This is a genomic window from Microcoleus sp. S28C3 (assembly GCF_036700785.1).
GTDB lineage: Bacteria > Cyanobacteriota > Cyanobacteriia > Cyanobacteriales > Microcoleaceae > Microcoleus > Microcoleus asticus.
Map to the genome: position 1 here is coordinate 32063 of NZ_JAUBPO010000064.1, position 13872 is coordinate 45934.

The window sequence follows — 13872 nt, forward strand, 5'->3', positions numbered from 1 at the left end:
ATAAGAAATGTTTTGGGATGATATAAAGCTAGTAACAGAACAAGTACAAAAATATGGACTCAGAAAACCTTTTGTAGATTTAGGTGGACTGGAAAAACCTACGATTGCTGATTATGACTTAACCATTAAAACAGGAGACCAGTCTGCTAGATATGTCGGTTTGAGGCAAAGACCTTTTGACCATATAGATCCAAGTTATTTAATTTTAAATCCTGAAAAGGGCGATCCCGCAATAGAGGCTCTACCTCAAAAATACATCAATTTCTTCGGGACTGCTGTCTGCCTCAATGTCATTGAACACATAGAAAATCCCCTTGAGGTATTTCGTGCTTTTTACGAAATAATGAAGCCCAATAGTTTATTAGTGATCTCAACTGTATTTTTATTCCCCTACCATCCATCTCCTCGTGACTACTGGCGTTATTCGCCAGAGGGTTTGCGCTTTTTGAGTAAAGAAGCTGGCTTCACAGTATTAGAGTGTGACTGGAGGCTCTCTATTCCGGCTAGTGCAGGAATATTGGATATTCATACTCTAAAACCTCAAGAAATAATTTCAGTTTTTGTCACTTTAACTAAAGGAGAATTCGCCCCTACAACAGAGGTCACTTATCCCTTGCCGCAGCGTGAATCTCGGAATGAAATAGCTAATAGATTAATCGAGATAGAAAAAGTGGTTGCTAAAATCTCCAATTGTGTTGAACAAACGCCAACATCTTTAGATAGTGATTCAACAATTGCGGGTCTGCAAAAAAGTCGCAGGCAAATAGCAGATTTGTTGCTGAATATGCCAGCCGAGCATTTGCCAAATGTTTACTTAGGTGAACTAGCGAATATTTCTCAAAAGTTAGTTTCCAGCGCTATTAAAGAGCAACCTCTGACAGAAACTGAAATAATTTTTGTTGAAGAAATTCTAGAGCAACAACGCCAATGTTATTCACTTCCTGAATGGGAGTATATTCCACAAAAATGGGCTAAAAACAATTTAAAAATTAAGGGTTGGAACGTTGAAAGTATTTTAGAAATTCGCAAAGCAAATTGGTCAAGATTTCGGGAATTGCTTCAGATGGCTCAACCTGTAGCAAACAACCATGGAACTCACAACACCTACATGGCTTATGCCTATGTATTAGCTTTGACGGCTCAGAGAAAAGAACGCATTTCTATACTCGATTGGGGAGGGGGTCTTGGAGAGTATTACCTACTTAGTAAAGCTTTATTGCCTGATTTAGAAATTGACTATCACTGCAAAGAGGTGTCTGTGCTTTGCGAAGCGGGTCGTGAACTTTTGCCAGAAGCCAAGTTTTATGACGATGACAGTGAGTGCTTCGAACAAAGTTACGATTTAGTCGTGGCAAGCTCATCTCTGCAATACTCTGAAAATTGGCAGGGAGTCGTAAGTCAGTTAGAGGCGGTGAGCCGCTCATATCTTTACATAACTCGCCTCCCAATTGTCCACAAAGCAGCTTCTTTTGTCGTATTACAAAGACCGTATCAATATGGATACGGAACAGAATATTTGGGTTGGTTTTTGAATCGAGGAGAGTTTTTGAATTACATGAATAGGGGGCAGATGGAATTAGTGCGGGAATTTATAATGGCAGAGGGATTTCCAGTGCCAGGAGCACCGGAGCCTGGAGAAGGTAGAGGGTTTTTGTTTCGTCCGCGAGGCACAGAAAAATGATTGACGCACTTTTTAAAGAACGGAAGGTTTTGATCACGGGTGGATTAGGTTTTATTGGCAGTAATCTAGCCAGACGTTTGATAGAAATAGGGGCCGAAGTGTTAGTGGTAGATAGCCTTGTCCCTCAATACGGTGGCAATATCTTCAACATCGCTGGTATTGAAGACAAAGTAAAAGTCAATATCTCCGATGTTCGCGATGAATACAGTATGCGCTATTTAGTGCAAGGGCAAGATTATTTATTCAACTTAGCTGGCCAAACCAGCCATTTGGATTCGATGCACGACCCCTATACTGACTTGGAGATTAACTGCCGAGCGCAACTGTCCATTTTAGAAGCTTGCCGCAAATATAACCCCGATATTCAGGTAGTTTTTGCCAGTACCAGGCAGCTTTACGGCAAGCCTGATTATTTGCCCGTAGATGAAAAGCACCTACTGCGCCCCGTAGATGTCAATGGCATCAATAAAATGGCTGGAGAATGGTATCATATTCTCTATAATAATGTTTACGGCATTCGCTCCTGCGCTCTGCGGTTAACCAACACCTACGGTTCCCGGATGCGAGTAAAAGATGCTCGTCAAACCTTCTTAGGCATCTGGATTCGCTTGCTAGTTGAAGGCAAACCTTTTGAAGTTTGGGGAGGTGAGCAATTGCGAGATTTTACCTATGTAGATGATGCTGTAGATGCCATGCTAATAGTAGCGGCTAGTGAGGAAGCCAAAGGGCAAGCTTTTAATCTGGGCGGCGATTGCGTGATTAGCCTGAAGGATACAGCAGAATTGTTGATTAAAGCCAATGGGGGCGGAGAATTCACAGTTCGTTCTTTTCCAGCGGAACGCAAACTGATTGATATTGGGGATTACTATGCAGACGATAGATTGATTCGCGAACTGTTGGGATGGAAACCCAAAGTTTCTTTACTAGAAGGACTAAGCCGGACGATCGCTTTTTATCGGGAACATCTACCGCATTATTTATGAATTATGGCCAACGAAACCGTCATTTTCCAATCCAATCCCAAAGCTAATTACCAGGCTCACAAGGCGGAAATTGATGCAGCGATTCACCGAGTTCTAGACAGCGGGTGGTACATTCTCGGTCGAGAAGTTGAAGCTTTCGAGCAAGAATTCGCTGCTTATATTAGCGCGAGTCATTGCATAGGAGTTGCTAACGGCACAGATGCTTTAGAAATAGCGCTGCGTGCCTGTGGCATTGGCAGCGGGGATGCTGTGATTACAGTATCTCATACTGCGGTAGCAACAGTTGCAGCGATAGAATTAACGGGGGCAATGCCTGTACTCGTGGACGTTGACCCAGTTACTTTTACAATGGAGCCGAATTATCTAGAGGAAGCGATCGCCCAAACTCGCCAAAACTCATCTCTGGGTAATCTTAAAGCTGTTATCCCCGTTCACCTCTACGGCCATCCAGCGGATATGCCAGCAATTGTAGAGATTGCCCGCCGCCACGACTTGTATGTGATTGAAGACTGCGCTCAATCTCACGGCGCAACAATTGAGGGGCGCAAAACAGGCATCTGGGGAGACTTAGGGACTTTTAGTTTCTACCCAACCAAAAACCTGGGAGCTTTGGGAGATGGCGGTGCTGTCGTCACGAATCAGGCTCCATTAGCAGAAAAAGTGCGGAGTTTGCAACAATATGGTTGGCGGGAGCGCTATATCAGCGATATTCCCGGCATGAATACCCGCTTAGATGAGCTGCAAGCAGCGATTTTGCGCGTGAAGCTGGCACAGCTTGAGAAAGAGAATTACCGCAGGCAGCAAATTGCTTGCCACATCTATGATAGTTGGCTTTTCAATACCCCTCTGAAACTGCCCCAAAAATGTGGGAATATCGATCATGTATACCATCAATATGTTGTGCGCGACAAAAAGAGGGATGACCTTAGAGCCTTTTTGAAGGATAATTCAATTGGCACTTTGATTCACTACCCATTGCCAGTTCACTTACAACCTGCTTATCATGGGAGGGTAGCGATCGCTGGCCTGGGACTAGAAGTCACAGAACAAATAGGACGGGAGATTTTGAGCTTACCGATGTATCCTCAATTGAGCAACGAGCAGGTTCAGCATGTGAGTGAAAAGATTATTTCGTGGTATCAAAAAATAGCGAACAAGGCATAATGTACTACTATTGCAGTTATTTCGACCATCGCTACCTGCCAAGAGGACTGGCACTTTATCGCTCATTAAAGCAGCATTGTCCCGAATTTAAATGGTGGGTGTTGTGCTTGAGCAAAACTTGTTATGACGTTCTTTCTGAGTTAGCTCTACCAGATATCCACTTAATTGCTCTCGAAGAATTTGAGCGGGGAGATGAAGCCCTTCTCGCTGCTAAGCAAAACCGCACCGTGGTTGAATACTACTTCACCTGTACTCCTTCTTTACCCTTATTTATCTTCAGAAATTACCCTGAAGTCGATTTAATAACTTATCTTGACTCCGACCTTTTCTTTTATTCGAGTGTAGAACCAATTTATGAAGAACTTGGTGAGCAATCGGTCGGAATTATTGAACACCGTTTCTCGCCAGAACGCATCCACTTAAAAGTATTTGGAATTTACAATGTGGGGTGGGAGTCGTTTCGACGGGACGCAAATGGTTTAAGCTGTCTGCAATGGTGGCGGGAACGATGTATTGAATGGTGTTACGATCGACCAGAAGACGATCGCTTTGCCGATCAAAAATACTTAGATGACTGGCCAACTCGTTTTCCAGGCGTGGTAGTCTTGCAACACAAGGGAGCCAACGTAGCTCATTGGAATACTAACAATTACCAAATTTATGGTGAGGGAAATCGGGTGTGGATAGATGAGAAACCTCTCATATTTTTCCACTTTCACGGGTTTAATCATTACAAGCAGGAGTTTGAGCTTTTTGGTCTCAACCCAGATTTTAAAGTGAAACGATTTAGCGATCGCGTCATTTGTCGAGATATCTATGCTCCCTATCTTCAGACTCTAAGAGAAATAGCAAAGGAAGTCTCACCGCTTTTGCCAGAAGTTTCTATTCAAAGCACTATTAGAGGGATAGCAATTCCTGCTATTGCACAGAATAATAGTTGAAAATACAAAAAATAAAGGCATAATTTATTACTTTAACAATAGAGTCTACTGCGTAATTATGGTGTCAGACACCCCAGGGTGCGGAATCTGGGTTACATACTGTTACATTTTTCAGTTGAATCCCGCCTACCTACTTAAATGATGAGGAAAGTTCCCCATGACCGACTGGAAGTTAAAAACCCCTGTATGCTTAATTATATTTAAGCGCCCTGATATCACTGAAAAGGTATTTCAAGCAATTAGCAAAGTCAAACCCCCTAAACTATTGGTAATTGCCGATGGTCCCCGTCCAGATAAATTGGGTGAATCCGAAAAGTGTGAAGCTACCCGTCAAATTATTGAGGGCGTAGATTGGGATTGCGAAGTCTTGAAAAATTACTCGGACGTAAACCTCGGCTTGAAGCATCGCGTGGCGAGTGGCTTAGATTGGGTATTTGAAACAGTAGAAGAAGCTATCATTCTCGAAGATGACTGTTTGCCAGACCCAACATTTTTTCGATTTTGCGAGGAACTCCTCGAATACTACCGCCACAACCAGCAAATTATGGTGATAGCAGGCACAAATTTTTTATTTGGATGGAAACCAAATAATGATAGTTACTATTTCACTCGCTACATCGACTGCTGGGGATGGGCCACTTGGAGGCGTGCTTGGCAACACTTTGACTTTGAAATGAAGCAATGGCCAGAATGTCGAGATCGAAACTGGCTAGCAGAATTTTTACAAGATTATGAAGTAGCAGAACGGTGGACAAAAACATTTCAGGCTACTTATGATGGGTACATTAATTCCTGGGCCTTTCGCTGGAAATTAGCTTGCTGGCTACAAAATGGTTTCACAATTATTCCTGAAATTAATTTAGTTTCTAATATAGGATTTGATAATCCTGATTCTACAAATACAATCAATATGGACAGCTTATTAGCTAATACGCTGGTACAGCCCCTAGAATTTCCTTTAAGGCATCCTTTGTCTATCAGCCGTGACCCTCAAGTAGATGAATTTATTCAAAAAATTGTTTTTAGTGGAGATTCATCATACTTGCGAAGTAAAATGGCTAATGTGTGGTTGAATTTAACTAGGGAGGAACTGGAGGATATCCCCCAGCAGGATATTATAACAAGAATTCTCTCTTCTCGCACTATTGACCAAGCTATCACAAAGAAAGAAAAAAATCTTGTACAGGAGTTAATGGCAAATATGTCTAATGAATTGAATGAGACAAAAGCTATTCAGAATTTACTGGTAGCGATGCTATACATGTATCCCCATCAGTTACCGTTGCAGTATGACCTCTCCCGAATTCCCCAGTGGCTACTTAACAATTATATAAAATTCCTCTTAGAAGCTCCCATTTTCTTTAAAGAAATGGGTGAATCAGAGGAATATTCTCACCACTTGCGAAAAGTAATCAATACTCTCCACACCTACATTTTTAGCAACCCCACGGCAACCAATTCCCAAGAACTAGCTCTCCTTTTAACCCTGAATGTCAAGTTTTTTATGGATTTTAGTCCAGAAAATTTGAAGGAAATTTACAAAAAACGAGCAGAAATCATGGAATTTTCTTTGACGAGACAGGGGTATCAACTAGAGTATGATTTTCCCGAACGAATACCAGCTAGGAGTAAAATCCGCTTGGGTATTATTGTGACTAACTTTGAGCCGAATCCCGAGACATTTGCCACTTTGTCAGTTTATAAACACTTAAATAGAGATTTATTTGAAATAATTCTCTATTCTACCCAAGCTAGTGGACACCGGATTGAAAGGTACTGTTCAGGCCATGCTGATGCTGCAGTACAACTTCCTGAAGACCTGTATAATCAGGTGAAGACTATCCGCGATGACGACCTCGATCTCATTTTCATTGCTTCCGATATAACATCACAAACCAATTTAATTACATTGCTTTCCTTGCATCGTTTGGCACGAGTTCAAGTAGTCGGCATGAACTCAACTGCGACTACTGGTATGAGTAATGTTGATTACTTTATCTCAGGTAAACTGAGTGAGGTAGAAAATTGCGCTCAAGAACACTATACAGAGACATTAGTGATGGTGGAAGGGCCGTCTCAGTGCTTCGATTTTGCCACTGAAGAGCAACTCCTAGTGACAACAAGTATTAGCCGAGAAAGTTTAGGAATTGCTCAGAATGCTGTAGTTTACATTTCGGGGGTTAATTTTGACAAAATTCTTCCAGAAGTACAAGCAGCTTGGGCGCAAATCCTTGCTAGGGTGCCTAACTCTATTCTCGTGTTATATTTCTTGAATCATCACAGTAAACTTAACTCTTCAGAAAAAGCGTTTAAAGACCGTTTTTTGCAGGTGCTAGGGAAGCACGGTTTAAATGAAAATCAGTTAAGATTCCTTGAGCCATTACCGAATCGTGCGGATATTAAGGAATGTTTAAAAAATGCTGATATATATTTAGATTCTTACCCCTCCTCTGGCATGGCTTCGCTGATCGATCCGTTGGAGGCTGGTTTGGCAACGGTTGTCAAGGAAGGAGAATCTGCTCGTTATCGCCTGGGATCTTCGCTGTTACGAGAACTCGAAGTAACTAACTTAATCGCTAACAGCGAAGAAGCCTATATTCAGCTAGCAGTAGCTTTGGCACTTAACTCACAGTTGCGGGAAAAAACGAGCGAGCAAATCAAGCAAAAAATGCAGAGAAAGCCTAGATTTTTAGACAGTCGCTCTTACTCGGCTCAAATGCATGCGCTATTCCAACAGTTCTTTAGCAACTACCAGGCAAATGCTATCACTACAAAGTTGAGGTTAAGACAAGTTAACCTGATTATATTTCCCGATTGGAGTCAATCAGAAGAATCACTGTATGAGCAATTGGGTGCTCTCCTGATTGCGATGGTAACTCGCCCAGATAGAAGTAACATGACTCTCCTAATAGACAATAGCAACATTTCTGAAGAAGATGCCAACCTGCTTTTATCTAGTGTGGCGATGAATCTTTTGATGGAAGAGGACTTAGATGTTTCCGACGGGCCAGAAATTTCACTTATTGGACAGTTGAGCGAAATTCAGTGGTCAGTTCTGATCCCGCGCCTCTATGGGAGAATCGTATTGGAGCGTGAGAATATAGAGGCGATCGCTCATGCAAAAGCAGAGAACATAGCCTTATTTGAATTAGACAGCTGAAAAATATAAAATTCAATCCACTCCCAAACTAAAAAAGTCAAAATTGTAGCTGACATTATGCCTCCAAAGAATTTTTGCAAGAACCTGTTCCACAAATTGCTAATCTAACTACTTTTGCTGTAAATCAGCCAATGTGGTAAATTCCATGCACCTAGGAGCCAAATATCCCTAAATATATGATGCTATAGCGGTTTTGCAGATCGGGCCATAGATTTGGCAGGGTAGGTTTGAGCTCACTGAGAGTTTTCATAATGCGTCATATTATGTAGGATGATTTTAATCTTAACCTGTCATATAGCAGTTCTAAATCTTAATGTGAATAATCAGGTTTTATTGCTAAACCCTAGGTTGACCACTCAAATAAAATTTCTATAACTGACAAATTTATGTCTAGGTAATTAACGATTTTTATCCAGATATATCTGCCACATTTGCTCGTATGCTTTCTCCATCTCTCGTGTAAACTGCTTAGCATTCCACAGAGGCGCAGTTTGCCGTGACTGTCGCAGTTTCCACGATATTTGCTCTCGCAAAACTGGATCTTTCCCTAAGCGCACTCCCCACTCGACATACTCTTCATCAGTCCAAGCAATCCCTTCCGAAATACCAGCATTCATCATCATCGTGTAGCTGTTGCGACTAGCAAATTGCTGCCCTACGCGGGTTACTATAGGAACGCCCATCCACAGCGTCTCCATTGTAGTTGTAGCTCCGTTGTAGGGGTAAGTATCTAATACTACGTCAGCTATGCCTAAATTAGCGCGGTGGACTTGCTCTGAAGGAGCAGATGGTAAAAATTTTAGGCGATCTCCACTCACCCCTTCTGATTCTGCAATTTGAAGAAAAAAGTTTTTTAGAGATTCTTGATCGGCTACTCCTTTCACTAAAAAATAGCTATTGGGAACTCCTTTAATAATTTGCATTTGCAGCTTTGCAGTATCGGGATGATACTTATATCCCCTCTGAGCAGTAAGATAAATAACAGCATCAGTAGAAATATCCAATTGATCCCGTCGCAAAGTCGGTACACTTACCTCAAAACCATCCACCGCTATATAGGTGTGAGGCAAACGCCAGATTTTTTCTGTATAGTAATCCTGGGCGGATTCCGGTAAAACATAAGGATCAGCAATAAAATAATCCACAGCAGGAATCTCCGAGGCATCCCAACCTAGCCAAGTTACTTGTATTGGTGCTGGTTTCATTGCTATTGCCTCGCAAGTGTTATTAAACGTTAAACTATCAAGGTCTATCAAAATGTCAATTTCATCTTCATAAATTTTTTCAGCAGCTTCTTGACCGCTGAGTTCTAACTTGCAAGCCTTAGAAACCTGACTCACAAACCATTCTTGTAATGGATTATAACCCTTTAAATAGCTCATAAAGTAACCATTAATCTCAAAACGCTCTCGATCGTGGTACTGAAATACCCATCGTGCTAACCAACCTACAGAATGAGTCCACAAGCAGTGGGAGAGATATCCAATTTTCAAACGTCTTGTAGAAATATCAGTTTTTATTAACCTTGAGTTCCACTGGCGACACCCATCTACCTTATCTTTCATAGATGTTTCTATTTTTGACTGTACTAATCGAGCTACTTGACTCCGAATTTTTAAATTTTCCTCAAGATCATCTTGAAAATAAGGAAAGAAAAAAACGGAAATAAATAATCGCAGCACTGATGTCTCTGATAGCTCATTGATATATAGCTTATTAATATTTTGTTTTTCGATCAAAGAAGCTAGCATGGACTTCTGCAATTCAAAAGCTAAGCAAAATTCATTCCAGTAGCCACCAGCGCCCATCAAACCACGCATAATTAGCAAGTTAGCATAAATTTTATTGGCTAACTTCTCTTCAAGTGAAAAGTAGAATTTAGCCGCTTCGATTCCCTTCGTATATTCATGGCTATCTTGATAAAAAGAAGCCAACGCCGATAAAAACTCTAGATGTTTAGGAAGAAACTTTAAACCTAGTTCGGTAAAACGGGCTGCCAACTCAAATCGTTTAAATGAGTAACCAAGCTTATAGACAAAGGGGAGTAGCAACTCCTCTAAAATTGATGGATTGTCTTTAACATACACCAGAGCTGTTTCTGCAAAATCGAAAGATGAAGGGTGAAAGGGTGCCAAATCTAAAACATTTTTCAGCACTTGTATTAATAGCTCAGTATCCACTTCTACTACTTCTGACTTGAGCAGTTCGAGGATATGCAGTTCATTCAACAGTTCCCCCTTGTATGTTTTGAGCAAAGTGGACAGCCCGATTAAATGTAACAAGTTATTAACTCCTTCTGGGTTAATTTCCCGTATATGCTGCCGGATTGCCCATGCTATACAATAGTCTTGTTCCTTTGTTCCCTGTAATCGTCGTCGCTCTGCCTCTGTTTCCAATACCTCTATCAGTTCTTCTGTCCACTTTTCTATGTCTTCTGGCTCTCCATCTGCCATTCCTATGAGCCATGTTGTTTGAGCTTCACTTTCTTGGCCCTGCAAGAGAAAAATCAGACCTAAGTGCCAGTAGTAAGAGTTAACATTAGGCTCCTGTAAAATCGCCTCTTCGTAAAGTTTCGCTGCTTGATAATAGTTGTCTGAAAGAATATATTGATCAGCTTGCTGCTGCCATGCGGCAACTAATGAATCACTAGAAATCATAAACTCTTCAAGGAATTTTTATTTAAATTTTAAAGCGGGTAGCCAGAAGCGCTACCCGCTTATGCAGGACTATAAACAAGGAGGAGTGATGCAACTCAAAAATTACTTAGTAACATTAGTCATACCTACCGCCAGGCAATCAGTAGTGCCTACTACTACTTTACCAACTACACCTGTTGCGCCTTCACAGAGGATGCTAGTAGTTGTGCTTGCCTCTCCAGCCGCAATTAAAGCCACACTTCCCCCATATGATCTGAGAGCACCACCAATAGTGGGATTGGCATTAACAATTCCTCCTGTATTCGACGTAGCGCTTATTACATAGGTGTAATTGTTGGTGGCAACTTTTATACCAAGACCCAACGCAGTGCCAGTAGGATCGTCAGCAAACTTGGTATTCTCTGCGTAGTAAGCTTGCTGACCTTTGTTCATTGAAGCGACATACTGCTTAGCTTCTGTCTGCTTGGCTTTGTTTGCTTGGCTGAGGAAGGATGGCAAAGCAATAGCCGACAAAATACCGATAATGATAATAACAACCAGCAGTTCAATCAGTGTGAAACCTTGATCCTCTCTTCTTTTGTTGATGTGTTGCAGGAACTTGGCTTTAAATTCAGTCTTCATAAGTTTTTTCTCCTTGAGGGGTGGGATGCTTGATTTCTAACTCTTATATGTAACTTACCCAGTTATGGGCACTTTAATATCACCCCCGAGCCATTTTTTTTTCAACTCCTGGCTCTAATGCTCCAAAAGCACGTACAGAAAGACTTCCAGCCTAGTCAACAGTTTCTTGACTTCTTCCCAGGCCGTCTGCTCACTAACAGCCTCTAGGTTAACACCGCTCTGGGAGAGGATTTGGAGCCACTTTTCCACCAGTGACACCACAGACTGCGGCGGCCCCTCCCACAGAGGTAGCAACCAAGCCGCCATTGTAAAGTCGATCGCCACTGGCGCTAGAGTTGGCACAATAATATAACGGCTAATCTCAAACGGCGTCTGGCTGTCAATGCAATTACTCAAGTCTTCCCTAATCTGGGAAGTCCTCAGTTGAGGGTGCAGGTGTACCCGTGCTTCCCGCCATTGAGCCTGGGTCCATTCCGCAACTGGCACAAAAGCCTGAGTTCTGGCGGGATTGCCGCACCAGAAATCAAACAAACGGTGCAGGGGATGTAACAAGTCAAATAAATGCAGTCGCTCTTCCAGAGAAGCTTCTGGCAGACTCATCGCCAAAAACGGAGGCAAATCATCTGGATCTTTGAACAAATCCATCAACTCCCACCTGCGCCAAGCCACCATACTGATAAACTCTAAATCAGCACCTCTCAACATAGCAAACACTTCAGGAATGGTACAACCTTTATCACCCACGAATAAATAGTTAACCATAATCCATCCCTCATCCTGTGCCAAATCGGCATTCCACCCTGCCGCCTTGATCTCTATTTCATCTCTCAAGGCTTCCATTGTTTGCCGGACTATTTCTATCTCCACTTCTCCCGGGCTTCCATTCATTAATCCCATTGCTTTGAAAACAGCTTGAGCGCGAAATACTCCGGCTCTACCATTTGAACTGTGAAGGTTGGTGCGGATGATGCCATCCGTCGCAAGAACTGATTTCATCGCTTGCAATCCAGCAACAGTGTCGGGCAAGAGATACAGAACTTCGTCAGCATTGATATAGTCAAACTGTAACCCTAAACTTGGTAATTCTTCTATCTTCAAAGCATAAAACTCTGCATTAGCAACCCCATGATACTGTAAACGTTGCTCGGCTAGTTTCACAGATTCTTCTGATAAATCGATGCCTACTATCTTCGCTCCTGGATTGGCTATAGCTAAAACCAAGGATTTATAACCTGTGCCGCATCCCGCATCTAGGATAACTTTACCTTCTGTATTGATAATTTTTCTATTTCTGAAGTAGTAAGCAGTTACAAGATTATGAAGATAGAGCAATTCACTGTTATCTTTTGGAGATTCTTCCAGCGGGATTCTGGGATAAGGAGTATTGTCAAATTGCTGGCGAATTTTCTCGATTAATTCTAAATTTTGGTGATCCATTTTCAATTACGCTCAACGCTGGCAAATTACCTTAGTATCTCAGAAAATAGCCGATCGCCCGCCCACCCGCAACACATACTTGCAATAATACTCTCAAAACCCGATCGCCGAACCTACCACCACCTCTATGAACACCAACATCAGCCCCATCCTCAAAGTATTCACCTTTTCCGCCGCCCTTTCCCTGGCCATCAAGTACGCAGGGCCTAGCTTATCCATCCCCTCTACCGACCTCAACGCCCTGATCGCCGTCTTTACCCCCAGTATCATCCTAGCTGCGATCCTCGGCTGGCGATCGCGCCAACAGCAGCAGTAAAGACGCCATCAAAAAGTGCGATCGATCTACACTAGGTCTAAAGACTGTGTTTTTGCCCAAATCTTAATTCCCGGCACAACGCAACCAAACTTGAGGCACTCACCATGATTCAAATCATACCTGTATTAGTAACATTCGATGAATTCATTGACTGGTATCCTGAGAACTCATAATACCCCTACGAACTGCACAATGGAGAAATTGTTGAGACGCCAAAAGCAACAGGTAAACATTCTGAAGTGGCCGGTTTTACGGTCCAGAAAATCGGAATAGAGATTGAGCGTCTTAATTTGCCTACTTCATCCCAAAAGAATGCGTCATCAAACCCATGCACCAGGGGTAACGCATCTTATTGAACACTGTTCATCAGTGGTGAGTAAATTTTGAGATAAATTCACCATTTTTAGAAGCTACAGACACGCTTTCTAATGACTTTTTAGATAAAATAGGAACTGATTAATGGTGGTTTTGACTTAATGCTATTTTTGAGACAATAAAAATATTACAACCACTGTTTACAAGTTGTATAATAGTTACTAATGAGTTATTCGTGAGAATTTAGTTAACTGCAACAGCCAAAATCTTAGTCAAATATTCATCATCCCACCCGGCTCGAAGTCGCTTATTTCTTGCTCCGGTTTTTGAGGTTTTTTCTTGATTCAAAAGATTAAGCGAGATGTGTCTAATCATAGCAAAGTTTTGCGGAGCATTATCTTTTCTAATCCGACAATCATCTTCACGAAAACCCACATCTAATACCCAATGTAAAGAATTTTCAATTTCCCAATGGCTGCGGACTGATTCACCAAGTTTTTGAGCATCATTTGATAAACTACTAAGGAATGAAAATTTAATAACACAAGCAAGGTATAATAAACAAATGAGTGAATATCAATGTACTTGACATTTCAT

At 41.8% G+C, this 13872-nt stretch carries 9 protein-coding genes and 1 pseudogene; 6 read left to right on the forward strand and 4 right to left on the reverse strand.

The window, feature by feature from the left end; all coding sequences use genetic code 11:
- Positions 1-7: 7 nt before the first annotated feature.
- The 5 genes from QUA13_RS19265 to QUA13_RS19285 all read left to right on the forward strand — a co-directional run bounded on the left by QUA13_RS19265 (position 8) and on the right by QUA13_RS19285 (position 7929).
- A complete protein-coding gene (locus QUA13_RS19265; protein WP_333201015.1) occupies positions 8-1681 on the forward strand; it encodes a methyltransferase, TIGR04325 family in 1674 nt (557 codons plus the stop codon).
- Entirely contained in the window at positions 1678-2664 is a 987-nt protein-coding gene (locus QUA13_RS19270; RefSeq protein ID WP_333201016.1) for an NAD-dependent epimerase/dehydratase family protein, read from the forward strand. Before QUA13_RS19265 ends, QUA13_RS19270 begins: the two co-directional genes overlap by 4 nt.
- A 3-nt stretch (positions 2665-2667) precedes the next feature.
- Positions 2668-3828 (forward strand): DegT/DnrJ/EryC1/StrS family aminotransferase, encoded by a 1161-nt coding sequence (locus QUA13_RS19275; RefSeq protein WP_333201018.1) that lies wholly within the window; start codon positions 2668-2670, stop codon positions 3826-3828.
- A complete protein-coding gene (locus tag QUA13_RS19280) occupies positions 3798-4769 on the forward strand; it encodes a hypothetical protein (RefSeq protein ID WP_333201020.1) in 972 nt (323 codons plus the stop codon). The genes QUA13_RS19275 and QUA13_RS19280 overlap by 31 nt, the downstream gene beginning before the upstream one ends.
- Before the next feature lie 157 nt (positions 4770-4926).
- Positions 4927-7929: an O-linked N-acetylglucosamine transferase family protein gene (locus QUA13_RS19285; protein ID WP_333201022.1), complete on the forward strand. Its 3003-nt coding sequence runs from the start codon at positions 4927-4929 to the stop codon at positions 7927-7929.
- A 398-nt stretch (positions 7930-8327) separates the two neighbouring features.
- Here the strand turns inward: QUA13_RS19285 and QUA13_RS19290 are convergent, their stop codons facing one another.
- The 3 genes from QUA13_RS19290 to QUA13_RS19300 form a co-directional block, all read right to left on the reverse strand.
- Positions 8328-10586 carry an O-linked N-acetylglucosamine transferase family protein gene (locus QUA13_RS19290; protein WP_333201024.1) on the reverse strand — a complete coding sequence of 753 codons (2259 nt, stop codon included), beginning with the start codon at positions 10584-10586 and terminating at the stop codon, positions 8328-8330.
- Positions 10587-10688: 102 nt separating this feature from the next.
- Positions 10689-11207: a type IV pilin-like G/H family protein gene (locus QUA13_RS19295; protein ID WP_333201026.1), complete on the reverse strand. Its 519-nt coding sequence runs from the start codon at positions 11205-11207 to the stop codon at positions 10689-10691.
- Positions 11208-11321: 114 nt separating this feature from the next.
- Positions 11322-12644, reverse strand: coding sequence for a class I SAM-dependent methyltransferase (locus QUA13_RS19300; RefSeq protein WP_333201028.1), 1323 nt, complete (start codon positions 12642-12644; stop codon positions 11322-11324).
- 127 nt (positions 12645-12771) lie between these two features.
- Between QUA13_RS19300 and QUA13_RS19305 the strand changes: the two genes are divergently transcribed.
- Positions 12772-12960, forward strand: coding sequence for a hypothetical protein (locus QUA13_RS19305; RefSeq protein ID WP_333201030.1), 189 nt, complete (start codon positions 12772-12774; stop codon positions 12958-12960).
- A gap of 558 nt (positions 12961-13518) precedes the next feature.
- Here the strand turns inward: QUA13_RS19305 and QUA13_RS19310 are convergent.
- Positions 13519-13803: pseudogene (locus tag QUA13_RS19310) on the reverse strand (ISAs1 family transposase); the annotation flags it as partial.
- Positions 13804-13872 lie beyond the last annotated feature (69 nt).